At 61.4% G+C, this 25,363-nt stretch carries 22 protein-coding genes; 7 read left to right on the top strand and 15 right to left on the bottom strand.

Going from position 1 to position 25,363, the window contains the following annotated elements:
* Positions 1–112 precede the first annotated feature (112 nt).
* Positions 113–1,504 carry an L-cystine transporter gene (locus CKW26_RS16940; RefSeq protein ID WP_095049438.1) on the top strand — a complete coding sequence of 464 codons (1,392 nt, stop codon included), beginning with the start codon at positions 113–115 and terminating at the stop codon, positions 1,502–1,504.
* Positions 1,505–1,618: 114 nt separating this feature from the next.
* Here the strand turns inward: CKW26_RS16940 and CKW26_RS16935 are convergent, their stop codons facing one another.
* A complete protein-coding gene (locus CKW26_RS16935) occupies positions 1,619–2,131 on the bottom strand; it encodes a dihydrofolate reductase (protein WP_095049502.1) in 513 nt (170 codons plus the stop codon).
* Between the two features lie 85 nt (positions 2,132–2,216).
* Here CKW26_RS16935 and CKW26_RS16930 point away from each other — a divergent pair, with 85 nt between their 5' ends.
* Together CKW26_RS16930 and CKW26_RS16925 are read left to right on the top strand one after the other, a co-directional pair.
* Positions 2,217–3,596 carry a DUF2868 domain-containing protein gene (locus CKW26_RS16930; protein WP_095049437.1) on the top strand — a complete coding sequence of 460 codons (1,380 nt, stop codon included), beginning with the start codon at positions 2,217–2,219 and terminating at the stop codon, positions 3,594–3,596.
* Positions 3,589–4,974 (top strand): GTPase/DUF3482 domain-containing protein, encoded by a 1,386-nt coding sequence (locus tag CKW26_RS16925; protein WP_095049436.1) that lies wholly within the window; start codon positions 3,589–3,591, stop codon positions 4,972–4,974. Before CKW26_RS16930 ends, CKW26_RS16925 begins: the two co-directional genes overlap by 8 nt.
* A 160-nt stretch (positions 4,975–5,134) precedes the next feature.
* Here the strand turns inward: CKW26_RS16925 and CKW26_RS16920 are convergent, their stop codons facing one another.
* From CKW26_RS16920 to CKW26_RS16890, 7 genes are all read right to left on the bottom strand, one after another.
* On the bottom strand, positions 5,135–5,695 hold the full coding sequence (locus tag CKW26_RS16920; RefSeq protein WP_095049435.1) for a phosphonate degradation HD-domain oxygenase: 561 nt from the start codon (positions 5,693–5,695) through the stop codon (positions 5,135–5,137).
* A complete protein-coding gene (locus CKW26_RS16915) occupies positions 5,695–6,828 on the bottom strand; it encodes a TIGR03364 family FAD-dependent oxidoreductase (RefSeq protein WP_095049434.1) in 1,134 nt (377 codons plus the stop codon). The genes CKW26_RS16920 and CKW26_RS16915 overlap by 1 nt, the downstream gene beginning before the upstream one ends.
* A 126-nt stretch (positions 6,829–6,954) precedes the next feature.
* The gene (locus tag CKW26_RS16910; protein ID WP_095049433.1) at positions 6,955–7,980 is read right to left on the bottom strand and encodes a putative 2-aminoethylphosphonate ABC transporter substrate-binding protein; all 1,026 of its coding nucleotides are present in this window, start codon (positions 7,978–7,980) and stop codon (positions 6,955–6,957) included.
* Positions 7,981–8,006: 26 nt separating this feature from the next.
* A complete protein-coding gene (locus tag CKW26_RS16905; protein ID WP_095049432.1) occupies positions 8,007–9,731 on the bottom strand; it encodes a putative 2-aminoethylphosphonate ABC transporter permease subunit in 1,725 nt (574 codons plus the stop codon).
* Positions 9,731–10,807: a putative 2-aminoethylphosphonate ABC transporter ATP-binding protein gene (locus CKW26_RS16900; RefSeq protein ID WP_095049431.1), complete on the bottom strand. Its 1,077-nt coding sequence runs from the start codon at positions 10,805–10,807 to the stop codon at positions 9,731–9,733. The genes CKW26_RS16905 and CKW26_RS16900 overlap by 1 nt, the downstream gene beginning before the upstream one ends.
* Positions 10,808–11,028: 221 nt before the next feature.
* A complete protein-coding gene (locus CKW26_RS16895; RefSeq protein WP_064116303.1) occupies positions 11,029–11,892 on the bottom strand; it encodes a LysR family transcriptional regulator in 864 nt (287 codons plus the stop codon).
* A gap of 13 nt (positions 11,893–11,905) precedes the next feature.
* On the bottom strand, positions 11,906–14,215 hold the full coding sequence (locus CKW26_RS16890; protein ID WP_095049430.1) for a heavy metal translocating P-type ATPase: 2,310 nt from the start codon (positions 14,213–14,215) through the stop codon (positions 11,906–11,908).
* An 84-nt stretch (positions 14,216–14,299) separates the two neighbouring features.
* On the opposite strand from CKW26_RS16890, the gene cadR reads away from it, so the two are divergent.
* Positions 14,300–14,749 (top strand): Cd(II)/Pb(II)-responsive transcriptional regulator, encoded by a 450-nt coding sequence (gene cadR / locus CKW26_RS16885; RefSeq protein WP_007912999.1) that lies wholly within the window; start codon positions 14,300–14,302, stop codon positions 14,747–14,749.
* Positions 14,750–14,867: 118 nt separating this feature from the next.
* On the opposite strand, the gene CKW26_RS16880 is transcribed toward cadR, so the two are convergent.
* From CKW26_RS16880 to CKW26_RS16870, 3 genes are all read right to left on the bottom strand, one after another.
* Positions 14,868–15,839, bottom strand: coding sequence for a thymidylate synthase (locus tag CKW26_RS16880; protein WP_034153704.1), 972 nt, complete (start codon positions 15,837–15,839; stop codon positions 14,868–14,870).
* Between the two features lie 50 nt (positions 15,840–15,889).
* On the bottom strand, positions 15,890–16,705 hold the full coding sequence (lgt, locus tag CKW26_RS16875) for a prolipoprotein diacylglyceryl transferase (RefSeq protein WP_007913003.1): 816 nt from the start codon (positions 16,703–16,705) through the stop codon (positions 15,890–15,892).
* A 79-nt stretch (positions 16,706–16,784) separates the two neighbouring features.
* Positions 16,785–17,567, bottom strand: a complete 783-nt coding sequence (locus tag CKW26_RS16870) for a sulfite exporter TauE/SafE family protein (protein ID WP_016983201.1) — start codon at positions 17,565–17,567, stop codon at positions 16,785–16,787.
* 132 nt (positions 17,568–17,699) lie between these two features.
* Between CKW26_RS16870 and CKW26_RS16865 the strand changes: the two genes are divergently transcribed.
* A complete protein-coding gene (locus tag CKW26_RS16865; protein WP_095049429.1) occupies positions 17,700–18,446 on the top strand; it encodes an NRDE family protein in 747 nt (248 codons plus the stop codon).
* 315 nt (positions 18,447–18,761) lie between these two features.
* Here the strand turns inward: CKW26_RS16865 and ptsP are convergent, their stop codons facing one another.
* Both ptsP and CKW26_RS16855 read right to left on the bottom strand, forming a co-directional pair.
* A complete protein-coding gene (gene ptsP / locus CKW26_RS16860; protein ID WP_007913900.1) occupies positions 18,762–21,041 on the bottom strand; it encodes a phosphoenolpyruvate--protein phosphotransferase in 2,280 nt (759 codons plus the stop codon).
* Positions 21,042–21,063: 22 nt separating this feature from the next.
* Entirely contained in the window at positions 21,064–21,543 is a 480-nt protein-coding gene (locus CKW26_RS16855) for an RNA pyrophosphohydrolase (protein ID WP_003229203.1), read from the bottom strand.
* Positions 21,544–21,686: 143 nt separating this feature from the next.
* On the opposite strand from CKW26_RS16855, the gene CKW26_RS16850 reads away from it, so the two are divergent.
* Positions 21,687–22,343 (top strand): HAD family phosphatase, encoded by a 657-nt coding sequence (locus CKW26_RS16850; RefSeq protein WP_095049428.1) that lies wholly within the window; start codon positions 21,687–21,689, stop codon positions 22,341–22,343.
* Between the two features lie 93 nt (positions 22,344–22,436).
* Here CKW26_RS16850 and CKW26_RS16845 read toward each other — a convergent pair whose 3' ends face one another.
* The gene (locus tag CKW26_RS16845) at positions 22,437–22,850 is read right to left on the bottom strand and encodes a DUF2269 family protein (protein ID WP_095049427.1); all 414 of its coding nucleotides are present in this window, start codon (positions 22,848–22,850) and stop codon (positions 22,437–22,439) included.
* Positions 22,851–22,890: 40 nt separating this feature from the next.
* Positions 22,891–24,405, bottom strand: a complete 1,515-nt coding sequence (gene ilvA, locus CKW26_RS16840; protein ID WP_041072159.1) for a threonine ammonia-lyase, biosynthetic — start codon at positions 24,403–24,405, stop codon at positions 22,891–22,893.
* A 146-nt stretch (positions 24,406–24,551) separates the two neighbouring features.
* Here ilvA and rpiA point away from each other — a divergent pair, with 146 nt between their 5' ends.
* A complete protein-coding gene (rpiA, locus tag CKW26_RS16835) occupies positions 24,552–25,226 on the top strand; it encodes a ribose-5-phosphate isomerase RpiA (protein ID WP_007913886.1) in 675 nt (224 codons plus the stop codon).
* Positions 25,227–25,363 lie beyond the last annotated feature (137 nt).

The raw sequence follows: 25,363 nt of genomic DNA, 5'->3' as shown, positions 1-25,363 counted from the left end.
AACGACGGACGCCCTAAGATTTCGGTATTAAATCATTGCAAATCAAGCTGTTAGGCTTGCCGGTTCGCAGCAGCCCCGGAAGGCTGTTGGCACAGTCTTTCCTGGAGATCTCATGAATCTACCGTTGATTCTCAACCTGCTGGTGTTCCTCGCCCTGCTCTTCGGTCTGGCGCAAACCCGCCACACCACGTGGAGTCTGGCGAAAAAAGTCCTGCTCGCACTGGTGCTCGGCGTGGCGTTCGGCGTAGCTCTGCACACCGTTTACGGTGCCGGTAACCCGGTGCTGAAAGCCTCGATCGGCTGGTTCGATCTGGTCGGCAACGGCTACGTGCAGTTGCTGCAAATGATCGTCATCCCGCTGGTGTTCGCCTCGATCCTCAGCGCCGTGGCGCGTCTGCACAACGCCTCGTCGCTGGGCAAGATCAGCTTCCTGACCATCGGCACCCTGCTGTTCACCACCGCGATTGCGGCGCTGATCGGCATCGGCCTGACCAACCTGTTCGGCCTGACTGCCGAAGGTCTGGTCGCTGGCACCCAGGAAATGGCCCGTCTGCAAACCATTCAGACCGACTACGCCGGCAAGGTCGCCGACCTGAATGTGCCGCAACTGCTGCTGTCGTTCATCCCGCAAAACCCGTTTGCCGACCTGGCGCGGGCCAAGCCGACCTCGATCATCAGCGTGGTGATTTTCGCCGCGTTCCTCGGGGTCGCAGCGCTGCAACTGCTCAAGGATGACGTCGAGAAAGGTCAGAAAGTGATCAATGCCATCGACACCCTGCAAGCCTGGGTGATGCGTCTGGTGCGTCTGGTGATGAAACTGACCCCGTACGGCGTGCTGGCGCTGATGACCAAAGTCGTCGCCGGTTCCAACCTGCAAGACATCATCAAACTCGGCAGTTTCGTCGTAGTCTCGTACCTCGGTCTGGGCCTGATGTTTGTCGTGCACGGTTTGCTGGTATCGGCGGCCGGGATCAACCCGCTGCGTTTCTTCCGCAAGATCTGGCCGGTGCTGACGTTCGCGTTCACCAGCCGCTCCAGCGCGGCGAGCATTCCGCTGAGCATTGAAGCGCAGACCCGGCGTCTGGGGATTCCGCAATCGGTGGCGAGTTTTGCCGCATCGTTCGGTGCGACCATCGGCCAGAACGGTTGCGCGGGCTTGTACCCGGCGATGTTGGCGGTGATGGTTGCGCCGACCGTTGGCATCAACCCGCTGGATCCGCTGTGGATCGCGACGCTGGTGGCGATTGTAACGTTGAGTTCGGCGGGTGTGGCCGGTGTGGGTGGCGGCGCGACGTTCGCGGCGCTGATCGTGCTGCCGGCGATGGGCTTGCCGGTTTCGCTGGTGGCGTTGCTGATTTCGGTTGAGCCACTGATTGATATGGGGCGCACGGCGCTGAACGTGAGTGGTTCGATTACCGCTGGGGCGATTACCAGTCAGGTGATGCAGCAGACCGATAAAGAACTGCTGGATGCTGATGAGCATGCGGAGCTAGCTCAGGCCTGATTAGCGCCTGAAGGACCGCTATCGCTGGCAAGCCAGCTCCCACAATGTTTTGTGGTGAACACAGATTTTGTGAACACCTCAAGACCTGTGGGAGCTGGCTTGCCAGCGATGCTTTTAAGCCTTTTCCCAGACTTCGAAGTTGTATGCGGGTTTATCTTCAACCGCCGGGTTTTCAACGTTCGACACCAGTTTCCACTGGTTCAAATCAAACTCCGGAAACCACGCATCACCCTCCGGGCTCAACGCCACGCGAGTCAGATACAGACGATCCGCCTGCGCCAGCCCTTGCGCATACAACTGCGCACCACCGATCAGCATCAGCTCATCGACGCCCTGCTCCTTCGCCCATTCTTCGGCGCGAACCACGGCCGCTTCCAGCGACGGATAAACTTCCGCACCTTCGAGCACCAGATTGGCCTGACGGCTGACCACGATGTTCAAGCGCCCCGGCAGTGGCCTGCCGAGCGAATCCCAGGTCTTGCGACCCATGATGATCGGCTTGCCCAAGGTGGTGGCCTTGAAGTATTTGAAGTCCCCCGGCAGGTGCCAGGGCATGCTGTTGTCGACGCCGATCACGCGGTTTTCACCAAGGGCTGCGATCAGGCTGAGGGGGAGTGATTTAGTCATGCCGGCGAGGATACCAGAGCCGCGCTTACCCCGATAAGCGCCACAGCGGTTATGCTCAGCGCTCATTTAAGCGACGGGACGCCGCGTGACTGAACTGACTCCACTGCAAAACCTCTGGCTGACCGAGACCGTGCGCCTGCGCGAAGAACACGCAGGCCCCTTGGAAGATCTGGAAGCCAACCGACTGGCGCGCACGGCCGGCGGCGATCTGCCGAGCCGCATTCAACGCCGGGCTTTATGGCTGGCCGAGCGTGACGGGCTGACGGCAGCCCTCAAACACTGGCTGCAAGGCGCGCGTCTGGCGCTGGTGCTAATGGCGCTACTGGCCTGCGTCACTGGCGCAGGCATGGCATTTTCTGCGCTCGGCGACGGCACACGAGCGGTCAATATTTTCTGGGCGCTGGGCACCTTGCTCGGGGTCAATCTGATCCTCCTGCTGAGCTGGGCGCTGGGTCTGCTTTTCGCTGGCGAACACGGAGCAGCGCTCGGCCGCCTGTGGCTGTGGCTCAGCGAAAAATTTGCCCGGGACGCCAAGGCCGCGCAGTTACCCCCCGCATTACTGGTCTTGCTGCAACGCCACAAACTCAATCGCTGGGCGATTGGCACGCTGGTCAATGGCCTGTGGCTGCTGATCATGTTCAGCGCGCTAAGCATGCTGATATTGATGATGGCCACTCGGCAATATGACTTCATCTGGGAAAGCACGCTGCTGGGCGCAGACTTCTTCGCGGCACTGACTGATGCGTTGACGGTCATTCCCCATGCGCTGGGCTGGAGTGCGCCGAGCGTGGACATGATTCGCGTGACGCTGGACACCGATTACAACCGCGTCCTGGTTCGCCAGATGTGGGCGATATGGCTGGTCGGCGCGGTGCTGATCTATGGCGTGCTACCCCGTCTGCTGCTGATGCTGTTCTGCCGTTGGCGCTGGAAGCGTGGTCGGGATCGCTTGCGTCTGGACTTGAACCTGCCCGGCTACGCGCAACTGCGCGAACGTCTGATGCCAACCAGCGAACGCCTCGGCGTCAACGACCCGGAGCCGGCACAATTGCACCGCGTCGAAAGCGCCGTCGGCGAATTCGCCAGTGAAGGCGCATTGCTGGTGGCCATCGAACTTGACGAACAACGCCCATGGCCGCCCGCGCTGCCAAAGAATGTCAGCAACGCCGGCATCCTCGACAGCCGCGAATCACGCCACAAACTCCTCGAACAACTCAGCCGTTTTCCACCGGCACGTCTGGCGATTGCCTGCGACCCACGGCGCTCGCCGGATCGCGGCAGCCTCGCCTTGATCGCTGAACTAGCGCGCAGCGCGGGCGAGACTCGCGTGTGGCTGCTGCAAGCGCCACCGGGCGAAGCACTGGATGCCGAGCGCCTCGGCGACTGGCACACCGCGCTGCAACAGCTGGATCTGCCGTTTGCCGATTGCGCGCCGTTGAACTGGCTGGAGAGTGGCCATGACTGATGCCTGGAAAGCGCCGCTGAAACTCGCGGTGGTCGGCCACACCAACGTCGGCAAAACCTCGCTGCTACGCACGCTGACCCGCGATGTCGGCTTCGGCGAAGTCTCCCATCGCCCGAGCACCACGCGGCATGTCGAAGGTGCGCGGTTGTCGGTGGACGGCGAGCCGTTACTCGACCTCTACGACACGCCTGGCCTGGAAGATGCGATCGCTCTGCTGGATTTTCTCGAACGACTGGAGCGGCCCGGCGAACGCCTCGATGGCCCGGCGCGGCTGGCGCGGTTTCTCGACGGCAGCGAAGCGCGCCAGCGTTTCGAGCAGGAGGCGAAAGTGCTACGGCAACTGCTTGCTTCCGACGCCGGTTTGTATGTGATCGACGCCCGCGAACCGGTGTTGGCCAAGTATCGCGATGAGCTGGAAGTACTCGCCAGTTGCGGCAAACCGCTGCTGCCGGTACTGAATTTTGTCAGCAGCGCCAACCATCGCGAGCCGGATTGGCGTGAGGCTTTGGCGCGGCTCGGACTGCATGCGCTTGTGCGTTTCGACAGTGTGGCGCCGCCGGAGGATGGCGAGCGACGGCTGTACGAAAGTCTCGCGTTGTTGCTGGAGAATGCTCGGCCACAATTGGAGCGGTTGATTGCCGATCAGCAGGCTCAGCGCCTTGCCCGTCAGCAAAGTGCGGCGCGATTGATTGCTGAATTGTTGATCGACTGCGCCGCGTGTCGGCGCAGTGTGGTCAGTGAAGCCGAGCAGGAACAGCAGGCGATCAGTGAACTGCGCAAAGCTGTGCGCCAGCGTGAGCAGAAGTGTGTTGAGGCGCTGCTCAAGCTGTATGCGTTCCGCCCGCAAGATGCGGCGGCGAGTGATTTGCCGCTGCTGGATGGACGTTGGGGCGATGATTTGTTCAACCCTGAGACCTTAAAGCAACTCGGCGTGCGCGTGGGTGGCGGCATTGCTGCCGGTGCGGCGGCGGGGGCTGGCGTGGATTTGCTGGTTGGCGGGATTACCCTCGGCGCTGCGGCGTTGGCTGGGGCGATTGCCGGTGGTGCGCTGCAGACGGCGCGTAGTTATGGCAGTCGCTTGCTGGGCAAGATCAAAGGGCAGCGTGAGCTGACGGTGGATGACGGGGTGTTGCGGCTGCTGGCGTTGCGTCAGCGGCAGTTGGTGTTGGCGCTGGATCAGCGTGGGCATGCGGCGATGGACAGCATTCAGGTGGCAACACCGCAGGACAAGACCTGGCGCGAGGGCAAGTTGCCGGAGGCATTGAGCAAGGCGCGGGCGCATCCGCAGTGGTCGTCGCTCAATCCGCAGGCGAAATTGAATCAAGCGGAAAGGCAGGAGCAGATTGAGGCGTTGGTGGGGAAGGTGCTTGAGCTGTAGACGCCGACCCTCACCCCAGCCCTCTCCCAGAGGGAAAGGGAGCTGACCGTGTTGTTCTTCCGTCATACGTCGACCTGAGATATCCAGTCGAACTCAGGTTTAAAAGGCATGAAAATCGGCTCCCTCTCCCTCCGGGAGAGGGCTGGGGTGAGGGCGACAATCACACAGTAGACAACAATCTCGCAGCCTTACGCTTCAAAACCCCAAGATCCATCACCGGCACCGCCATCTCCTTGGCCAGCTCATCCCACTGGCGCATCCGCAGACTGACCGCACACAACGGATCCCGCGCAAACTCATCAGCCTCAGCCTCCGTCATCACCCCGCCCTGATACGCCAGCGTCCGCCGACTCGCCTCACTCAGCCGATCAAAATACCCCGGCTCACGCAACGTCAGATACCGCTTGGCCTGCACGTGATATTCCACCAGCCGCGCCATGCGCTCGCTGAACCCGGCCTCACGCAAATAGTCCGCACCCAGCCGTTCATGACTGACCACGCCATACCCGCCCATGTTTTCCGCGCCCTCGGCACACAGGTGGCCGATGTCATGGAAGAACGCCGCCAGCACCACTTCGTCATCGAAGCCTTCGGCCATCGCCAACTCAGCGGCCTGGGACATGTGCTCGATCTGCGACACCGGCTCGCCGATGTAATCGCTAGTGCCATAGCGTTCATACAAGCCGAACACCCGGGCGACGACTTGCTCGTGACCTGTCATCAATCTTCCTCCAGCAACTGCGCGATATTGCGCTCCGCCAACGCCGGGCCGACGCTCATGCCGACGCCGGTGTGCATCAGCGCCACACTCAACCCGGGTGCCGGGCGCAGGAACGAGAACGGCCCCGGCCCCCGGGAACCATAGACGCCCTGCCAGCGCTCGACCACTTGCACCTTGCAGCCCAGCGTCTGCTCGGCCAGTTCGAGCATCCAGTTGTCCACTTGCTCGGCGTTGAACGGGGAAGGATCGCTGCCGTAATGGTGCGAGTCGCCGATGATCAGTTCGCCGTACGGCGTCGGGCTGATCAGCAGGTGAATACCGTTGTCGTGCAGGTGCGGTTGCTCATGGAGGATTTGCGCCTGCACCGCCGCCGCTTCCGGCAGATCGGCGAAGGCGCCGTAATGCACGCAGCTGAGGCCGGTGAGCAAGGCGTGTTGCAGATTCAGTTCGGTCTGCGGTTTGGCGCGGAGCATTTGCAGGCGGCAGATTTGCGGGTCGAGTGCGGCAATCGGCTCGGCCAGCAAAGTCTGATAATCGTGGCCGGAGCAGACGATAATCTGCTTCGCCGTGAAGCTGCCGACGGTGCTGTGCAGACGCCCCGGTTCGACGTCGCGCACCAGCGTGGAGAAATGAAACTCCACACCAAGGTCGCGGCGCAGATAATCGATCAGTGCCGGAATCGCTTCGCGCGAATACAGCTGTTGATCGTCCATGCCGTGCAAAGCGGCACGGTGGTGGCTGAACTGACCGTGATACAGATCGCGCAAGGCAGCGCCGCGCAGCAACTGAATGTTGTAACCGTGTTCCACGGCGCGACCGTTGCAGAAGGCTTCGAGCAGATGTTCTTCGGCTTCAGTGCGGGCGAACAGATAGGAACCGTTGCGCTTGATTTGCAAACCGGCGAGCTGCGCCCAGCCACCCCATATTTCGCGACTGGCTTTGGCCAGCTCGAGCATTGGGCCCGGCGGTTGGCCGGTGACCAAGGCTTGGCCGAAGTTGCGCACCGAGGCGCCCAGCGGCGTGGCGGTGCGTTCGAAGACGGCGACCTTGAGACCGCGTTTGGCGGCGGCGTAGGCGTGGGACAGGCCCAGAATGCCGGCGCCGACGATCAGCAAGTCTTGTTGTTGTGTCATGAAGCTACCTCAATGATCGTTCCCACGCTCTGCGTGGGAATGCAGCCAAGGACGCTCTGCGTCCATAGTGACGCGGAGCGTCACGGGATTCATTCCCACGCAGAGCGTGGGAACGATCGGCAACGGTTACTTGGCGGCGACTTTCTCGGACTTGCCGTCATAGCGCTTGCGCCATTCAGTGAGGATCTCGTCGCGATTCTTCGACGCCCAGGCAAAGTCGTTCTTAATCAGGCGCTGCTCGTAATCCGCCGGCAATTCGGTCTGCGGCTTGGCGATCCCTGGCTGCGCGAGGACAGCGAAGTTCTCCTTGTACAGATCCATCGCCTCAGCACTCGCCGAGAAGTCAGCCAGCTTCTTGGCTGCCTCTTCATGCGGCGTACCTTTGATCACCGCCGTCGCTTCGATCTCCCAACCCAGGCCTTCCTTCGGCAGGATGATGTCCAGCGGTGCGCCCTGACGCTTGAGCTGTACCGCCGGGTATTCAAAGGAAATACCAATCGGGAATTCCCCCGCCGCTGCCAGTTTGCAAGGCTTGGAACCGGAGTGAACGTACTGGCCGATGTTCTGGTGCAGACCGTCCATATAGGCCCAGCCCTGCTTCTCGCCGAAGGATTGCAGCCAGGCGCTGACGTCGAGGAAACCGGTGCCGGACGACGCCGGGTTGGGCATGACGATCTTGCCCTTGTACTCAGGCTTGGTCAGATCCTGCCAGCTCACGGGCTTGCTCAGGCCCTGCTTCTCGGCCTCGACGGTGTTGAAGCAAATGGTCGCGGCCCAGACGTCCATGCCGACCCAGGCTGGCGGGTTAGCGGCGTCACGGTAGTTCGCGCCGATCTTGCCGAGGTCCTTTGGCGCGTAGCTCTGCAGCATGCCTTGCTGATCGAGGATCGCCAGACTGGAAGCCGCCAGGCCCCAAACCGCGTCAGCCTGCGGACGGGCCTTTTCGGCGAGCAGTTTGGCGGTGATGATCCCGGTGGAATCACGCACCCATTTGATCTCGACGTCCGGGTTGGCCTTTTCGAAGGCTTCTTTGTAGGACTTCAGTTGCTCGGCCTCGAGGGCGGTGTACACCGTCAACTCGGTTTTTGCCGCGAAGGCATTCAGGCTGAAAGTAGCGAGCACAGCAGCGGCCAGGGCCATAGGCTTGAACATGATCGTTTTCCTGTAAGTGAGTTGAATCAGTGACCGGGCGCGGTTTGCCGCCAGGCTTGAGAACGGCGCAGCAAGCCGCGCGAAGCCCACGCCAGCAGCAAGGACACGCCCGCCGAGGTGAACAGAATCAGGGTCGACATCGCCGCCGCACCGCCAACGTTGCCGGCGTCATCCATGTTCAGCACCGCGACTGCCGCGAGGATGGTGTCGGGGCTGTAGAGGAAGATCGCAGCGGAAACGGTGGTCATCGCCGAGACGAACAGGTAGCGCACGATGTCGAGCAGCGCCGGCAGGCAGATCGGCACAGTGACACGCAGGTAGTGGCGATACAGCGGCGCCTTCAGCGACAGCGCTGCGGCTTCGAACTCGGCATCGAGTTGGCGCAGCGCGGTGGTCGCGGTCATTTGTGCGGTGGTCAGGTAGTGCGCAATCGTGCAGACGATCAGCAACGTCATCGTCCCGTAGAGCACATGCAGCGGGTTACCCGTGAGGTTGAAGAAGAAAACGTAACCGAGACCAAGCACCAGCCCCGGCACCGCCATCGGCACGAAACTGAGCATGCGCAAGGTCAGATTGAGGCCTCGCTGAGTGCGGGTTTTCTCCATCAGGTAAGCGCCTGTGAAAATCAGCACGCTGCCGATCAACGCCGTGCCCAAAGCCATCTTCAAACTGTTGCTGTAGGCCAGCCAGCCACCGCCAGCGGTTTCGTTGAACTGGTAATGGTTGAGTGACAGCGACAGGTTGTACGGCCAGAACTTCACCAGCGAGGAAAACACCGCCATGCCGAACACCAGAATCAACGCGGCGCTGATCAGCAAAACAATCGCCAGATAGCAGCCATCGCGCACTTTCGACGGTGCCGGTTTGAACACCTGTGCACGCCCGCTCATGGAATCGCCGTGTCGCCGACGCAACCACGCATCGACGCCGAAGCTGAACAGCGCCGGCAGCAACAGCACCATGCCAATCAACGCGCCGCGACCGAACTGCTGTTGGCCGACCACGGCTTTGTAAGCTTCCAGCGCCAGCACTTGATAGTCGCCACCGACCACCACCGGCACGCCGAAATCGGTGATGGTCAGGGTGAACACCAGACAGAACGCGGCAAACACCGCTTGGCGAGTGGCCGGCCAGGTGATGCTGCGGAAAGCCTTGGCGGGACTGGCGCCCATGCTCGACGCCGCATCGAACAAGCGCGCATCGGCCAGCGACAATGCCGAGAGCAGAATCATCAGCGCATGCGGGAAGGTGTAAATCACCTCACCCAGCACAATCCCCCAGAATCCATAGATGTTGTCCGAGAGCAGCCCGCGCAACATGCCTTGGTTGCCGAACAGATAGACCAGCGCAATCCCCGGCAGCATCGACGGCGCCATCAGCGGCAGCAGGGAAATCCCGCGCCAGATGCCTTTCGCCGGAATCAGCGTGCGTTGCAGCGCGTAGGCAAACAGGTAGGCCAGCGGTACGACGATGGCCGCGACGCTGAGGGAAACTTTCAGGCTGTTGCCGAGCAGCCAGTGGAAATTCTCGCTGCTCACCAACTCCTTCGCCGCGAGCCAGCCACCGCCCTGCCCGGCTTCACTGCTGAAGCCGCGCCAGAAGATCGCCAGCAACGGCAGCAACACCGCGACGCCGAGCAACAGCAGCAAGACAACTTTGCCGCCGACGACAAAAATGCGGTCGCCGATCTCGGCTTTCGAAGTCTGGCGCACCTGCTTGTGCGGTAGCGGCAGCGCGAGATTGCTGTTCATCAGGCAAACACCTGCAGGCTGCGCGGCGGCAAGGCGACCATGATTTGCTGGGCGCCGAGGCGCGGCATGGCTTCCGGGGCGAGTTCGGCGAGCAAGGCGTGGCCGGGCAACTGATCGAGTTCGAAGCTCATGCGGCAGCGGTTGCCGAGGAAGGTGATCTCGCGGACTTTGGCCGGGAACAGGTTTTCCTCATGCACCAGCGGATTGACGTTGATCGCTTCCGGGCGGCAGAACAGTCGGCCCGAGGCGCCGCTCACACTGCCATCCGCCAGACGCACATCCATCCCGCCAACCCTGGCGTGGCTGGCGCTGCTGCGCTGGAACGGCAGCCAGTTACCCTGGCCGACAAACTCGGCCACGAACGGCGTGGCCGGGCGGTTGTAGATTTCCTGCGGCGTGGCGTACTGCTCGACGCGGCCGTTGTTCATCACGGCGATGCGGTCGGCCATCAGCATGGCTTCGTCCTGATTGTGCGTGACCATCAGCGTGGTGATGCCGAGGTTGCGTTGCAGTTGGCGCAGCTCGGTGCACAGATGCTCGCGGACGCGGGCGTCGAGGGCGGACATCGGTTCGTCGAGCAACAGCAGCGACGGTGCCGGCGCCAGAGCGCGGGCCAGCGCGACGCGTTGCTGCTGGCCGCCGGACAATTGGCCGGGGTACTTTTTCTCGCTGCCGGTGAGGCCGACCAGTTCGAGCATCTGGCCGACGCGCTGGCGCACTTCGTCGCGCCCGCTGCCAGCAAGGCCGTAGGCAATATTCGCCTCGACGGTCAGATTGGGGAACAGTGCGTAGGACTGGAACAGAATCCCGTAGTCGCGGGCTTGCGGGGCGAGGTGCGAGACATCGCGATCGCCGAGGTACAACTCGCCGCTGTCCTGCTTTTCCAGACCGGCGATGCAACGCAGCAACGTGGTCTTGCCGCAGCCCGACGGGCCGAGCAGGCACACCAACTCACCGGCGGCGACGTCGAGGGACACATTATCCAGCGCGGTGAAAGCGCCGAAGCGTTTCTGTACGCCGCGCACTTTCATCGGCGCACCGGGGTTGGTCAGGGCAGTTGCGATGGCAGGATTCATGGACAGACCTCATCAAGCAGATGAGGCCAATCCTAGAGTTGTAATGCGTCCGTCATGTGGCAGTGAGGCAAAAACCGTTGATAGTGGTATTCGGGGATTTTGGTTCACTACCGATCGTTCCCACGCTCTGCGTGGGAATGCCTCATCGGACGCTCCGCGTTCGGCTCTTGGGACGCAGAGCGTCCCGGGCTGCATTCCCACGCTGAGCGTGGGAACGATCATTACGCAGGGGACATTTCCTGCGCCAACCCAAGAAACGCCGCCGGCAACCGCGCGCCCTTGCGCTCTTTCAGGCAATAGAGATATTCGGGAATTTGCGGCGCATTTTCGATCGTCAGCACGCGCAACTGCGGGTCATGCGGCACTTCCTGGCGGGCAATGATACTGATGCCGATATTGCGCAACACCGCCTCACGGATAGACTCACGACTACCAATCTCCAGCAACGGCCCGAAGCTCACCCCGGCACTCGCGAGCAACTCTTCCGTCAGCCGCCGTGTGGTTGAACCGGATTCACGCATCAACAACGTATGCCCGGCCAGCGCACTCAACGCCACATGCTCCTGCGCCGCCAGCGGATGATTGCGATGCACCGCCAGCACCAGCGGATCAGTGCCCAACACCCGACGAATCAACCGCGCGTCATCGAGCAATTGCGACGACGCGGCGATGTCCACGCGGTAATCCTCCAGCGCTTCCAGCACTTGCTGCGAGTTGCCGATTTCCACCGACACTTCCACTTGCGGCAGGCGCTCGCGAAAGGTCTTCACCAGATCGAGGATGTAATACGGTGCCGTCGCCGCGATGCGCAAAGTGCCCTGCACCTGACCGCTGTTGCGCAGGAAGAACTCGATGTCGGCCTCCTGCTGCAACAGTGTTTTGACCATCGGCAGCAACCGCGCGCCTTCATCACTGACACTCAGGCGTCGACCGCCGCGATAAAACAACTCCACCGAATACTGGCTCTCCAGATTGCGGATCTGCGTGGTCACGGTCGGTTGGCTGAGGCCGAGTTTTTTCGCCGCCAGCGTGATGCTGCCCAGGCGAGCGACCATGTAAAACGCTTTCAGCTCGGCACTCAGCACAACCTTTCCTCATCTATTTGCGCAGCAGGCGCAAACCGTTGAACACCACCAACAGGCTCACGCCCATGTCGGCGAACACCGCCATCCACATGGTGGCGACTCCGGCGAAGGTTACCCCAAGAAAGATAGCTTTGATCACCAGTGCCAACGCGATGTTCTGTTTCAGGATGCTCGCGGTATTGCGCGACAGGCTGATGAACGCCGGGATTTTGCGCAGATCGTCGTCCATCAGGGCGACATCGGCGGTTTCGATAGCAGTGTCGGTACCAGCAGCGGCCATGGCGAAACCGATCTCGGCGCGGGCCAGTGCCGGCGCGTCATTGATGCCGTCGCCGACCATGCCAACTCGCCGGCCTTGTGCATAAAGGTCTTCGATGGCTTGCAGTTTGTCGGTCGGCAGCAAGTCGCCACGGGCCTCGTCGATGCCGACCTGCGCGGCAATCGCCTGGGCGGTGTGGACATTGTCGCCGGTGAGCATCAGGGTTTTCACCCCGAGTTCATGCAACTGACGGATCGCTTCGCGGCTGGATTCCTTGACGGTATCGGCCACAGCGAACAGAGCCAGTGGGCCAGAGCCGTCAAGCAGCAACACCACTGACTTACCCTGTTTCTCCAGCGCGAAGAGTTTTTCTTCCAGCGCGGGCGAGCATAGGCCCAGTTCTTCGACCAAACGATGGTTGCCCAAGTGGTAGGTCTGACCGTTGATTTCACCTTTGACGCCACGCCCGCCCAGTGCTTCGAAGTTATCCACACTCAGCACAGCGAAGTTTTTATCCACAGCGGCATTGGCGATGGCCAGCGACACCGGGTGATCGGAGCGACCGGCCAACGCCGCGGCGATGGCCGGCGCCGTGGCATCGGCAGTTGGATCGAGGGACAGGTAATCGGTCTGCACCGGTTTGCCGTGGGTAATCGTCCCGGTTTTATCCAGCGCCAGATAGTCGAGCTTGAAACCGCCCTCCAGGTACACGCCGCCCTTGACCAGAATGCCTTTGCGCGCCGCTGCCGCGAGGCCGCTGACGATGGTCACCGGGGTCGAAATCACCAGTGCACATGGGCACGCGACCACCAGCAACACCAGCGCACGGTAGATCCAGTCAAACCACACAGCGCCCATGAACAGCGGCGGAATGATCGCCACGGCCAAGGCAAACACGAACACCACCGGCGTGTAGATTTTCGAGAACTGATCGACGAAGCGCTGGGTCGGGGCGCGCGCACCTTGGGCCTGTTCCACGGCGTGAATGATGCGCGCCAGGGTCGAGTTGTTCGCCGCTGCGGTCACCGCGTATTCCAGCGAACCGGCCTGATTGATGGTGCCGGCGAAAACTTTGTCGCCGACGGTCTTCTCCACCGGCAGGCTTTCCCCGGTGATCGGTGCCTGGTCGATGGTCGAACTGCCGCTGACCACTTCGCCGTCCAGCGCGATGCGCTCGCCGGGTTTCACCCGCACGCGGGCGCCGAGTTCGACGCTTTTCACGTCCTGCTCGATCCAGCTGCCGTCAGCCTGCAACACCGTGGCTTGCTCCGGCGTCATCTGCATCAGGCCGCTGATCGCATTGCGCGCACGGTCCAGCGAGCGCGCTTCGATCAACTCGGCGACAGTGAACAGGAACATCACCATCGCCGCTTCCGGCCACTGGCCGATGAGGATCGCACCGGTCACGGCGATGCTCATCAGTGCGTTGATGTTGAGGTTGCGGTTCTTCAGGGCGATCCAGCCCTTTTTATAGGTGGTCAGGCCACCGCTGAGGATCGACACCAGCGCGATGATCGCCACCACCCAGGTTGGTGCGGCGTTGGTGAAGTGGATGACTTCGGCGGCAAGCGCGCCGACACCGGACAACGCCAGCGGCCACCAGTGTTTTTTCACTGGCGCCGGGGCTGGCGCTTCGACGCCCGCCTCCAACGGCTCGGCGTGCATGCCGAGGGATTGGATCGCCTCGGTGATGGGCTCGGTGCCCGGCAGATTGTGAGTCACGCCGAGCACACGGTTGATCAGGTTGAATTCCAGTTGCTGCACACCGGCGAGTTTGCCGAGCTTGTTCTGAATCAGCGTCTGCTCGGTCGGGCAGTCCATCGCCTCGATGCGGAAACTGCTCAGTCGCGCATCGGCGCTGGTTTTCTCGCTCAGTTGCACCAACGCAGGCGCGGCAGCTGTCGACGAGCAGCAGGAATCTTCGTGCGCATGAACCGGTGCCGGGGCTGCAACTTTCGACCCGCAGCAAGAATCGCCGCCATGGGAATGTTTATGCACAGGCTGCAATTTATGACTGTGATCGTGGCCGTCGCCGGGCTTGTGGGTGTGCTGGGAATCGCTCATTGGTCGCGTCCATGAAGGTGCCTGTTGCCAAGTAAAGACCCTGTAGCCACTATAGGGTCAAGCACCCTTTTGGAGATTGCCGTCATGAAGATCGGAGAACTGGCCAAACTCACCGACTGCGCCGTGGAAACCATCCGCTACTACGAGCGCGAAAACCTCCTGCCGGAACCGGCTCGCAGCGACGGCAACTACCGCGTCTACACCCAGGCCCACGCCGAACGCCTGACCTTCATCCGCAACTGCCGCACCCTCGACATGACCCTCGAAGAAATCCGCAGCCTGCTCGCCTTGCGCGACAGTCCGCAAGACCAGTGCGAAAGCGTCAATGCGCTGATCGACGAGCACATTCAGCATGTGAAGGCGCGGATTGATGGGTTGCTGGCGTTGCAGACGCAACTGCTCGACCTGCGCCAACGTTGTGGAGAAGGGCCGATGGCCGATCAATGCGGGATTTTGCAGCGGCTGGAAGTGAGTGGCGGGGTTGTCGCGACGGAAGTTGAACACTCCCACGTAGGCCGCAGCCACGGCCACTGACGTTGGCGCTCGTTCCCATGCTCCGCGTGGGAATGCCGCCATGGACGCTCCGCGTCCTAAGTGACGCGGAGCGTCACGGGATTCATTCCCACGCAGAGCGTGGGAACGATCCTGCTGACTAGACCGCCATTGGCGCGGTCATCGGCGCGTGATGCTCATAGCCTTCCAGCGAGAAATCGCTCGGCTCGACCAGCTCCAGCCACTCCGGCTGATAAACACCGGTCTTGGCAAACTCCGGCACACGATCCGAAATTTTCAGCTTCGGCATGGCGAACGGCTCGCGCTTGAGCTGTTCGTTGAGCATGTCCAGGTGATTCTCGTAGACGTGCGCATCACCGATGAAATAGGTGAACCAGCGCGGCGTGTAGCCGGTCAGGCGACCGATCAGGCTCAGCAGCGCGGCGCCTTCGGTGAGGTTGAACGGCGTGCCCAGACCCAGGTCGTTGGAGCGGATATACAGGGTCAGGGAGATCTCTTTGGTCTCGACGTTCGGGTGGAACTGGTACAGCAGGTGGCACGGCGGCAGGGCCATTTCATCCAGCTGAGCAACGTTCCAGCCGTGGAACAGAATACGGCGGCTACCCGGATCGTTGATGATCGTATCGACGCACTGGCGCACCTGGTCGATGGCTTTGTACAGCACCACGTAGGCCTGGCCGTCTTCTTCGCCCTGAGCAATCTGCTTGTAGCCGTTGCTCAGCGTTTGTTCGATGGCGGCGGTGTTGCTCAGCGGGATCTGCTTGTACGCCGGCCACTTGCGCCATTGCACGCCGTAGATTTCGCCGAGGTCGTCGTCGCCCTGGCGGAACGGGTTGGCCAGCCACTGCGCGTTTTCGTTGGCGTTCTGGTCCCAGACCTTGCAGCCCAGCGCCCGGAATTCAGCGGCGTTGTTCACGCCACGCAAAAATCCGCACATCTCGCCGATGGCCGATTTGAAGGCCATTTTGCGCGTGGTGATCGCCGGAAAACCTTCCTGCAGATCGAAACGCAGCATCGCACCCGGGAAGCTGATGGTGTTGATACCGGTGCGGTTGGCCTGTTTGGTGCCGTTCTGAATGACGTGCGAGACCAGTTCGAGATATTGCTTCATGAGTTACCTGTGTCCTTTGAGCCCCGGCGTCGCGCGCCGGGGTTCGTAGTTTAAGCCGTCGGTGCGAGCGGTGCTGCCGGCGCGCGACGATAGGCCAGCCAGATCAGGAACAGCCCGCCAACGATCATCGGCACGCAGAGCACCTGGCCCATGGTCAGCCAGTTCCAGGCCAAGTAGCCCAGTTGCGCATCCGGCACGCGGACGAACTCGACGATGAAACGGAAGATGCCGTAGAACAGCGCGAACATGCCGGAAACGGCCATGGTCGGACGCGGTTTGCGCGAGAAAATCCACAGGATCAGGAACAGCGCCACGCCTTCCAGCGCGAACTGATACAGCTGCGACGGGTGACGCGGCAGTTGCGCCGGATCGCTGAACGGCGGGAAGACCATCGCCCACGGCACGTCGGTGGCTTTACCCCACAACTCGGCGTTGATGAAGTTACCGATGCGCCCAGCACCCAGGCCGATCGGCACCATTGGTGCGACGAAGTCCATCAACTGGAAGAACGACTTGCCGTTACGCTTGCCGAACCACAAGGCTGCGAGCATTACGCCAATGAACCCGCCGTGGAACGACATGCCGCCCTTCCACACTTCGAAAATCAGCGTCGGGTTGGCCAGGTAGGCACTCAGATCGTAGAACAGCACGTAACCCAGACGTCCGCCGACGATCACGCCCATCGACATCCAGAAGACCATGTCGGAGAGTTTCTCCTTGGTCCAGGTCGGGTCGAAACGGTTGAGCCGGCGCGACGCCAGCAGCCACGCACCGCCGATGCCGATCAGGTACATCAGACCGTACCAGTGGATTTTCAGCGGACCGATGGCCAGGGCCACCGGGTCGATCTGCGGGTAAGGCAGCATTGCGACTCCTCGTTAGAGTTGAAACCAAAATTCCCGGGCGACGCTGCCACCTCAGGATTAAGCCAGGATTGCGACGCGGTTAAAGCAGGAAGCTCAGACCCACGCTGAACAGCAAAGCGGCGAACAGCCGTTTCAGCAAGCGCGGCGACAATCTGTGCGCCAAACGCGCGCCGATGCGGGCGAAGACCATGCTGGTCAGGGCGATGCCCAGCAGCGCCGGTAAATAAACAAAACCGAGACTATGCGGTGGCAACAACGGATCGTGCCACCCCAGAATCATGAAACTTAATGCACTGACAAGGGCGATCGGCAGACCGCAGGCCGATGAGGTTGCCACGGCTTGCTGCATCGGCACGCTGCGCCAGGTCAGGAACGGCACGGTCAGCGAACCGCCGCCCACGCCAAAAATCGCCGAGGCCCAACCGATCACACTGCCGGCCACGGTCAGACCGAGTTTACCCGGCACCGTTCGGCTGGCCTTGGGTTTAATGTCCAGCGCCAGTTGCACCGAGATGATCAAGGCAAACACGCCGATGATCTTTTGCAGGTGCGGCCCGGAAATCGCTTCCGCAGTCAGCGCGCCGAAACCTGCACCGAGCAGAATGCCGACGGCCATCCACATGAAGATCGGCCAGCGCACTGCGCCTCGACGGTGATGCTCACGCACGGCGTTGACCGAGGTGAAGATGATCGTCGCCAGCGACGTCCCGACCGCCAGATGGGTGAGGATCGACTGATCAAAGCCCTGCAAGGTGAAACTGAACACCAGCACCGGCACGATGATGATCCCGCCGCCAACCCCGAACAGCCCGGCCAGCACGCCCGCACAGGCGCCCAGCGCCAGATAGAGCAGAAATTCCATGACCGTCTCCCCAGACCGCATCCGCAAAACCGGAGCGGCATGGTAACGGATGCACACCCTTTGGCTCCACTGGCGATGGATGCACGGACGCCGGATGCGTAGAGTGAGCAAAACACACACAAGGACCACCTTATGTGCCTGATTGTTTTCGCCTGGCGCCCGGGCCATGCCCAGCCGCTGATCGTCGCGGCCAACCGTGACGAGTTCTACGCCCGGCCAAGCCTGCCACTGGCGCCATGGCCAGAAGCGCCGCATGTGCATGCCGGACGTGATCTTGAGGCCGGCGGGAGTTGGCTGGGGATTGGCGCCAACGGACGCTTTGCCGCGCTGACCAATATCCGCGATCCGCATCAACCGCCAGCGCGCAAGTCACGGGGTGAGTTGGTGGCGCGATTTCTCACCGACGATGCGTCGATTGATGATTATTTGAGCGATGTGGTCGGACGTGCGCCGGAATATGCCGGGTTTAATCTGCTGCTCGGCAACAGCCATGAGCTGTGGCACTTCAATGCGCGGATGTCGGAACCAGTAATGCTGGAGCCAGGTGTTTACGGACTGTCGAATGCCGGGCTGGATACGCCGTGGCCGAAGTTGCTCAAGGCCAAGGCTGCGTTGAGTGCAGTGCTGGATGATCCGCAGCCTGAGCGCTTGATGGAGCTGCTGGGCGATGCGCAGACCGCGCCGTTTGCCGAGTTGCCGGATACTGGGGTGGGTCTGGCGACGGAGTCATTGTTATCGAGCGTGTTTATCGCCAGCCAGAGTTACGGGACGCGGGCGAGTACGGCGTTGATTGTGCAGGCGGATGGGGCGCGGCGGATGGTGGAGCGGAGTTTTGGGCCGTATGGCGGGCATTTGGGTGAAGTGGAAATAACAGCTTAAAAGCCAACCCTCACCCCAGCCCTCTCCCAAAGGGAGAGGGGGCCGACCGAGGTGTCTTGAGCCATGCATCGACCTGAAAGACCGAGTTGATTATGGATTCAACACGCACTTTCAAGTCGGTGTGAATCGATTATGGATTCAACACAGCACTTCCAGCCCGGTGCGGTTCGATTATGGATTCAGCACAACACCTCAAGTCGGTTTGAATCGATTATGGATCCAGCAAAGCACTTTCAGGTCGGCGGAGTTCTGCAGCATCCCCCAATCAGTCCCCTCTCCCCCCGGGAGAGGGTTAGGGTGAGGGGCTTTTGATCTTCAGAGGGCCTTGACCACCGCCGGCGGATGCATCTTCGACAACCCAAGGTTCTTCAGCGCCAATTGCAGCGAGCTGTGGATAACTTGCGGATTGTCGATGGTCATCAGCTCCGCCAGCAATTCCTGAGCCTTGCTCAGATTGACCTGACGCAGCATCCACTTCACCTTCGGCAAGTTGGTGGCGTTCATCGACAAACTGTCAAAACCCATCGCCATCAACAGCACTGCCGCCGCCGGATCACCGGCCATTTCGCCGCAGATACTCACCGGTTTACCTTCGGCATGGGCATCGCGTACCACGGTTTGCAGGGCTTGCAGCACCGCCGGATGCAGGTAGTCGTAGAGATCGGCCACACGCGGGTTGTTACGGTCGACCGCCAGCAAATACTGGGTCAAGTCGTTGGAACCGACGGACAGGAAGTCGACCATCCGCGCCAGCTCCTTGGTCTGGTACACCGCTGCCGGGATCTCGATCATCACGCCGATCGGCGGCATCGGCACGTCGGTGCCTTCGTCGCGCACTTCACCCCAGGCCCGGTGGATCAGGTGCAGGGCTTCTTCGAGTTCGTGGGTGCCGGAGATCATCGGCAGCAGAATCCGCAGGTTGTTCAGGCCTTCGCTGGCCTTGAGCATCGCGCGGGTCTGCACCAGGAAGATTTCAGGGTGGTCGAGAGTCACACGAATGCCGCGCCAGCCGAGGAACGGGTTGTCTTCCTTGATCGGGAAGTACGACAGCGACTTGTCACCGCCGATGTCGAGGCTGCGCATGGTCACCGGTTGCGGGTGGAACGCGGCGAGTTGCTCGCGGTAGATCGCCAGTTGTTCCTTCTCGCTCGGGAAGCGCTGGTTGATCATGAACGGCACTTCGGTGCGGTACAGGCCGACACCTTCGGCGCCACGCTTCTGCGCCCGCGCCACATCGGCCAGCAGGCCGGTGTTGACCCACAGCGGCATGCGGTGGCCATCGAGGGTCACGCACGGTAGGTCGCGCAGGGTGTCGAGGCCCAGCGCCAGTTGTTTCTCTTCTTCGACGACTTCGGCGAACTGCTTGCGCAGCACTTCGCTCGGGTTGGTGTAGACCTCGCCGCGTGTGCCATCGACGATCATTTCGATGCCGTCGACCTTGGCGTACGGCAGGTCGACCAGACCCATCACCGTCGGAATGCCCATGGCCCGGGCGAGAATCGCGACGTGCGAGTTACCCGAGCCGAGTACCGAAACCAGACCGACCAGCGTGCCTTCCGGCACCTCGCCGAGCATCGCCGGCGTCAGCTCTTCGCTGACCAGAATGGTTTTTTCCGGATAGACCAGGTTCTGCTGGCGCTCTTCCTGCAAGTAGGCGAGCAGGCGGCGACCGAGGTCTTTGACGTCCGACGCACGCTCACGCAGGTAGGCGTCGTCCATCAGTTCGAAACGGTTGACGTGCTCAGTGACCACCTGACGCAGCGCGCCCTGCGCCCACTGGCCAGTCTTGATCACGGTGGTGATTTCGCTGCCCAGCGAGGCATCGTCGAGCATCATCAGGTAGACGTCGAACAGTGCGCGCTCTTCCGGACGCAGTTGGGTCGCGAGTTTGGCGGACAACGCGCGCATGTCGGCGCGCACGCCTTCGATGGCGGTCTTGAACAGCGCCAGTTCGGCATTGATGTCGGTGATGGTCTTGTCCGGCACCACGTCGAGATCGGCCGGCGGCAGCATGACCACCGCAGTACCGACGGCGGCCCCCGGCGAACCCGGCACGCCGACGAACTTGGCTTCCTGAATGCCTTTGCCCTGACGGCCCAGACCACGGATCGAACCGGTGGCTTCGGCGTGGGCGATAACGCCTGCAAGCTGTGCGCTCATGGTCACGAGGAAGGCTTCTTCACCTTCGTCGAACTGGCGGCGTTCTTTTTGTTGGATAACCAACACGCCGACGACGCGGCGGTGGTGAATGATCGGTGCACCGAGGAACGAGGCGTAACGTTCTTCACCGGTTTCGGCGAAGTAACGGTAGCGCGGGTGATCCGCAGCGTTTTCGAGGTTCAGGGGTTCTTCACGCGTGCCGACCAGACCGACCAGACCTTCGTTGGGTGCCATGCTGACCTTGCCGATCGAGCGCTTGTTCAAGCCCTCGGTGGCCATCAGGACGAAGCGGTTGGTCTCGGGATCAAGCAGGTAGACCGAGCAGACCTGGCTGCCCATGGCCTCTTTGACGCGCAACACAATAATCCCCAACGCCGCCTTGAGATCCTTGGCGGAGTTAACTTCCTGGACGATCTTGCGCAGCGTATTGAGCATGGCTCGGGGTCGAACTCCGTCGTCAGTCGCGCGCTAAAAGGCGCGGGGCAAGCTCTTTGAGGGCGCGGCGATACACCTCGCGCTTGAATGTCACCACCTGGCCCAACGGATACCAATAGCTGACCCAGCGCCAGCCATCGAACTCCGGTTTACCGGTCAAATCCATCCGCACCCGCTGCTCGTTGGAGATCAGGCGCAGGAGAAACCATTTCTGTTTCTGGCCGATGCACAGCGGTTGGCTGTGCGTACGCACCAGACGTTGCGGCAAACGATAGCGCAACCAGCCCCGGGTACAGGCCAGTATTTCAACATCTTCACGTTCCAGGCCAACTTCTTCGTTCAGCTCGCGGTACAAGGCGTCTTCCGGCGTCTCTTCAGGGTTGATTCCCCCTTGCGGAAACTGCCAGGCATCTTGATTGATACGGCGAGCCCATAGCACCTGGCCGGCGTCATTCGTCAGAATGATCCCGACATTGGGGCGGAAACCATCGGGGTCGATCACGGCAACAACCTCGCAAACGCATGTCGCCGCATTGTTCCACAAAGGTTGATAAGGCGGCAACGAGGCTTCCTACCTTATGTGCACTCTTGTGAAAAGACCGTATTCTTGTCGCCTTTTTACTGACTTTTCAGCGGGTAACTGCAATGCGCCTGGCTCTATTCGATTTGGACAACACCCTTCTGGGCGGCGACAGCGATCACGCCTGGGGCGACTATCTGTGTGAACGCGGCTTCCTCGACCCGATTGCGTACAAGGCTCGCAACGACGAGTTTTATCAGGATTACCTGGCCGGCAAACTGGATAACGCCGCGTACCTGAACTTCTGCCTGGAGATCCTCGGCCGCACCGAAATGGCCGTGCTTGAGCAATGGCACAACGATTACATGCGCGACTGCATTGAGCCGATCGTATTGCCGAAGGCGCTGGAACTGCTGAAAAAACACCGGGACGCCGGCGACAAACTGGTGATCATCACCGCGACCAACCGCTTCGTCACCGCGCCGATTGCTGTGCGCCTGGGCGTTGAAACCCTGATCGCAACCGAGTGTGAAATGGTTGATGGCCGTTATAGCGGGCGCAGCACCGACATTCCGTGCTTTCGCGAGGGCAAGGTGACGCGGCTGAATCGTTGGCTGGAAGAGACCGGGTATTCGCTGGAAGGCAGCTATTTCTATAGCGATTCGATGAATGATTTGCCGTTGCTGGAGCAGGTGGCGAATCCGGTGGCTGTCGATCCGGATCCGAATCTGCGGGCCGAAGCAGAGAAGCGTGGCTGGCCGGTCATTACTCTGCGCGACTGAAATCGCTATCGCGAGCAGGCTCACTCCTACAGGGGAACGCATCCCCATGTAGGAGTGAGCCTGCTCGCGATTGGGTCTACGCGGTCTCAAGCCTTAAACAGGCTTAGCCCCCATCAACCCCGCAATGGCGAGAAACCCGACGCCGCTGACAATCGCCAGGGCCAGATTGAATTTCCAGTTGCCAACCCCCGTTGTCCACAGCCGATTAAGCCGCACCAGCAGCCAGACCGCACTGAACGTGGCCACGGCATAAATCACGCTGGACCCCAAAATCCACAACTGCCCCAATGGCCAGCCAATCAGGTGCACCAGCCACCAGCCGGTGAAAGGCATGCTGAGCATACCGATCAGCATCAAACACCAGATAAACAGCCAGGGACGCTGCATCGTGCTGGCCGGCCCTTCGCTGCGATTACGCCAGGTCAGGGCGGCAAGCCCCAGCCCGCTCGCGAGTATGACCACGGTCGCCGCGACGTGAAGGACTTTCAGGGTGGTCAGGGTTTCCATGTATTTCTCTTCCTTGGGCCATGCCCATCAGCGTAGCCGCTCAGCCAAGAAACAGCTGATAGGCCGGGTTTTCGCTTTCATCCCAGTACGGGTAACCGATTTCCTCAAGCGCCGCCGGCACCAGATGACGCTCGTCGTGCGGTACTTGCAGACCGGCGACCACGCGACCATCGGCAGCGCCGTGGTTGCGGTAGTGGAACATCGAGATGTTCCAGCGCCCACCGAGCTTATTGAGGAAATTGAACAGCGCGCCCGGACGCTCCGGGAACTCGAAGCGGAACACCACTTCATCAATCACGTGCGCCGCGTGGCCGCCGACCATGTGGCGGATGTGCAGCTTGGCCAGTTCGTTGTCGGTCAGGTCGAGTACCGGGAAACCCTGTTCGGTCAGGCTCGCCAGCAATGCACTGCGCGGGTCGTTTTCCGGATGGGTCTGCACGCCAACGAAAATGTGCGCTTCGCTGCCGGTGTTGTAGCGGTAGTTGAATTCGGTGATCTGGCGCTTGCCGATCGCTTCGCAGAACGCCTTGAAGCTGCCGGCCTTCTCGGGGATGGTCACGGCGATTATCGCTTCGCGGCCTTCACCCAGCTCGGCGCGTTCGGCGACGTGGCGCAAGCGATCGAAGTTGACGTTGGCGCCGGAGTCGATGGCCACGAAGGTCTGGCCGCTGACGCCACGCAACTCGACGTATTTCTTGATCCCGGCCACGCCCAATGCGCCGGCAGGTTCGGTGATCGAGCGGGTATCGTCGTAGATATCCTTGATAGCCGCACAGATCTCATCAGTGCTGACGGTGATCACTTCATCGACGTAGTCTTTGCAGATGTCGAAGGTGTGCTGGCCGATCTGCGCCACCGCCACGCCGTCGGCGAAGATGCCCACGGTCGGCAGCACCACACGCTCACCGGCGGCCATCGCCGCTTGCAGGCAGTTGGAGTCGTCCGGCTCGACACCGATGACTTTGATGTCCGGGCGCAGGTATTTCACGTAGGCAGCGATGCCGGCGATCAGGCCGCCGCCGCCGACCGGAACGAAAATCGCGTCCAGTGGCTGCGGGTGCTGGCGCAGAATTTCCATCGCCACGGTGCCCTGCCCGGCAATGGTGTGCGGATCATCGTACGGGTGGATGTAGACGTAGCCTTTTTCATCGACCAGTTTCAGCGAGTACGCCAGAGCTTCCGGGAACGAGTCACCGTGCAGCACTACTTTGCCGCCACGCGAGCGCACGCCTTCGACTTTGATCTCGGGGGTGGTCTTGGGCATGACGATGGTGGCTTTGACGCCCAGCACTTTCGCCGCCAGGGCCAGACCTTGCGCATGGTTGCCCGCCGACGCAGTGACCACGCCACGGGCACGCTCTTCGTCAGTCAGTTGGGTGAGTTTGTTGTAGGCGCCGCGAATCTTGAACGAGAACACTGGCTGCAAGTCTTCGCGCTTGAGCCAGATGTCATTGCCCAGCCGCTCGGAGAGCTGGCGAGCGTTCTGCAACGGGGTTTCTACGGCAACGTCATAAACGCGCGAGGTGAGGATCTTTTTGACGTACTGTTCGAGCATCGGAAAGCATCACTGGCGATTGGGCGGGACCAACGAGTCTAACCCGGCTTTCAGCCGGACGACCACACGAATCCAGAGGTTTTAGCCTCGCTTGCGGCTATAATGCCGGCCTTTCCGTTCTCACCTTGCCCGCTTCCGGAGCCCGCATGACCCAGGATCAACTCAAACAGGCAGTGGCTCAGGCCGCCGTCGACTTCATCCTTCCGAAACTCGACGACAAGAGCATCGTCGGGGTCGGCACCGGCTCCACCGCCAACTGCTTCATCGACGCCCTGGCCCAGCACAAGGGCGCCTTCGATGGCGCGGTGGCCAGTTCCGAAGCCACTGCCGCGCGCCTCAAGGGTCACGGGATTCCGGTGTATGAGCTGAACACCGTCAGCGACCTGGAGTTCTACGTCGACGGCGCCGATGAAAGCGACGCGCACCTGAACCTGATCAAGGGCGGCGGCGCAGCGCTGACCCGCGAGAAGATCGTTGCAGCCGTGGCCAAGACCTTCATCTGCATCGCCGACGCCAGCAAACTGGTGCCGGTGCTGGGCGAGTTCCCGCTGCCGGTCGAAGTGATCCCGATGGCCCGCAGCCACGTCGCGCGCCAATTGGTGAAACTGGGCGGCGACCCGGTGTACCGCGAAGGCGTTTTGACCGATAACGGCAACATCATTCTGGATGTGTTCAACCTGCAGATCACCAACCCGGTGGAGCTGGAAGCGCAGATCAATGCGATTGTCGGTGTGGTCACCAACGGCTTGTTCGCGGCGCGTCCGGCGGACCTGTTGCTGCTGGGTACTAGCGAAGGCGTGAAAACCCTGAAGGCTGAGTAATCCCAGACTGCCCGCAATTAATGGGCAGACGAATAAACCTGTGGGAGCGAGCCTGCTCGCGAAAGCGCCAGTTCAGCCAACATTTTCATTGGCTGACACGACGCCTTCGCGAGCAGGCTCGCTCCCACAGTGTTTTG

Origin of the sequence: Pseudomonas sp. Irchel s3h9, assembly GCF_900187475.1 — a bacterium.
In the GTDB taxonomy this organism is placed as follows: Bacteria; Pseudomonadota; Gammaproteobacteria; order Pseudomonadales; family Pseudomonadaceae; genus Aquipseudomonas; species Aquipseudomonas neuropathica.
Note: the sequence above shows the minus strand (reverse complement) of the source record. Positions and strands in the feature narration are given on the sequence as shown.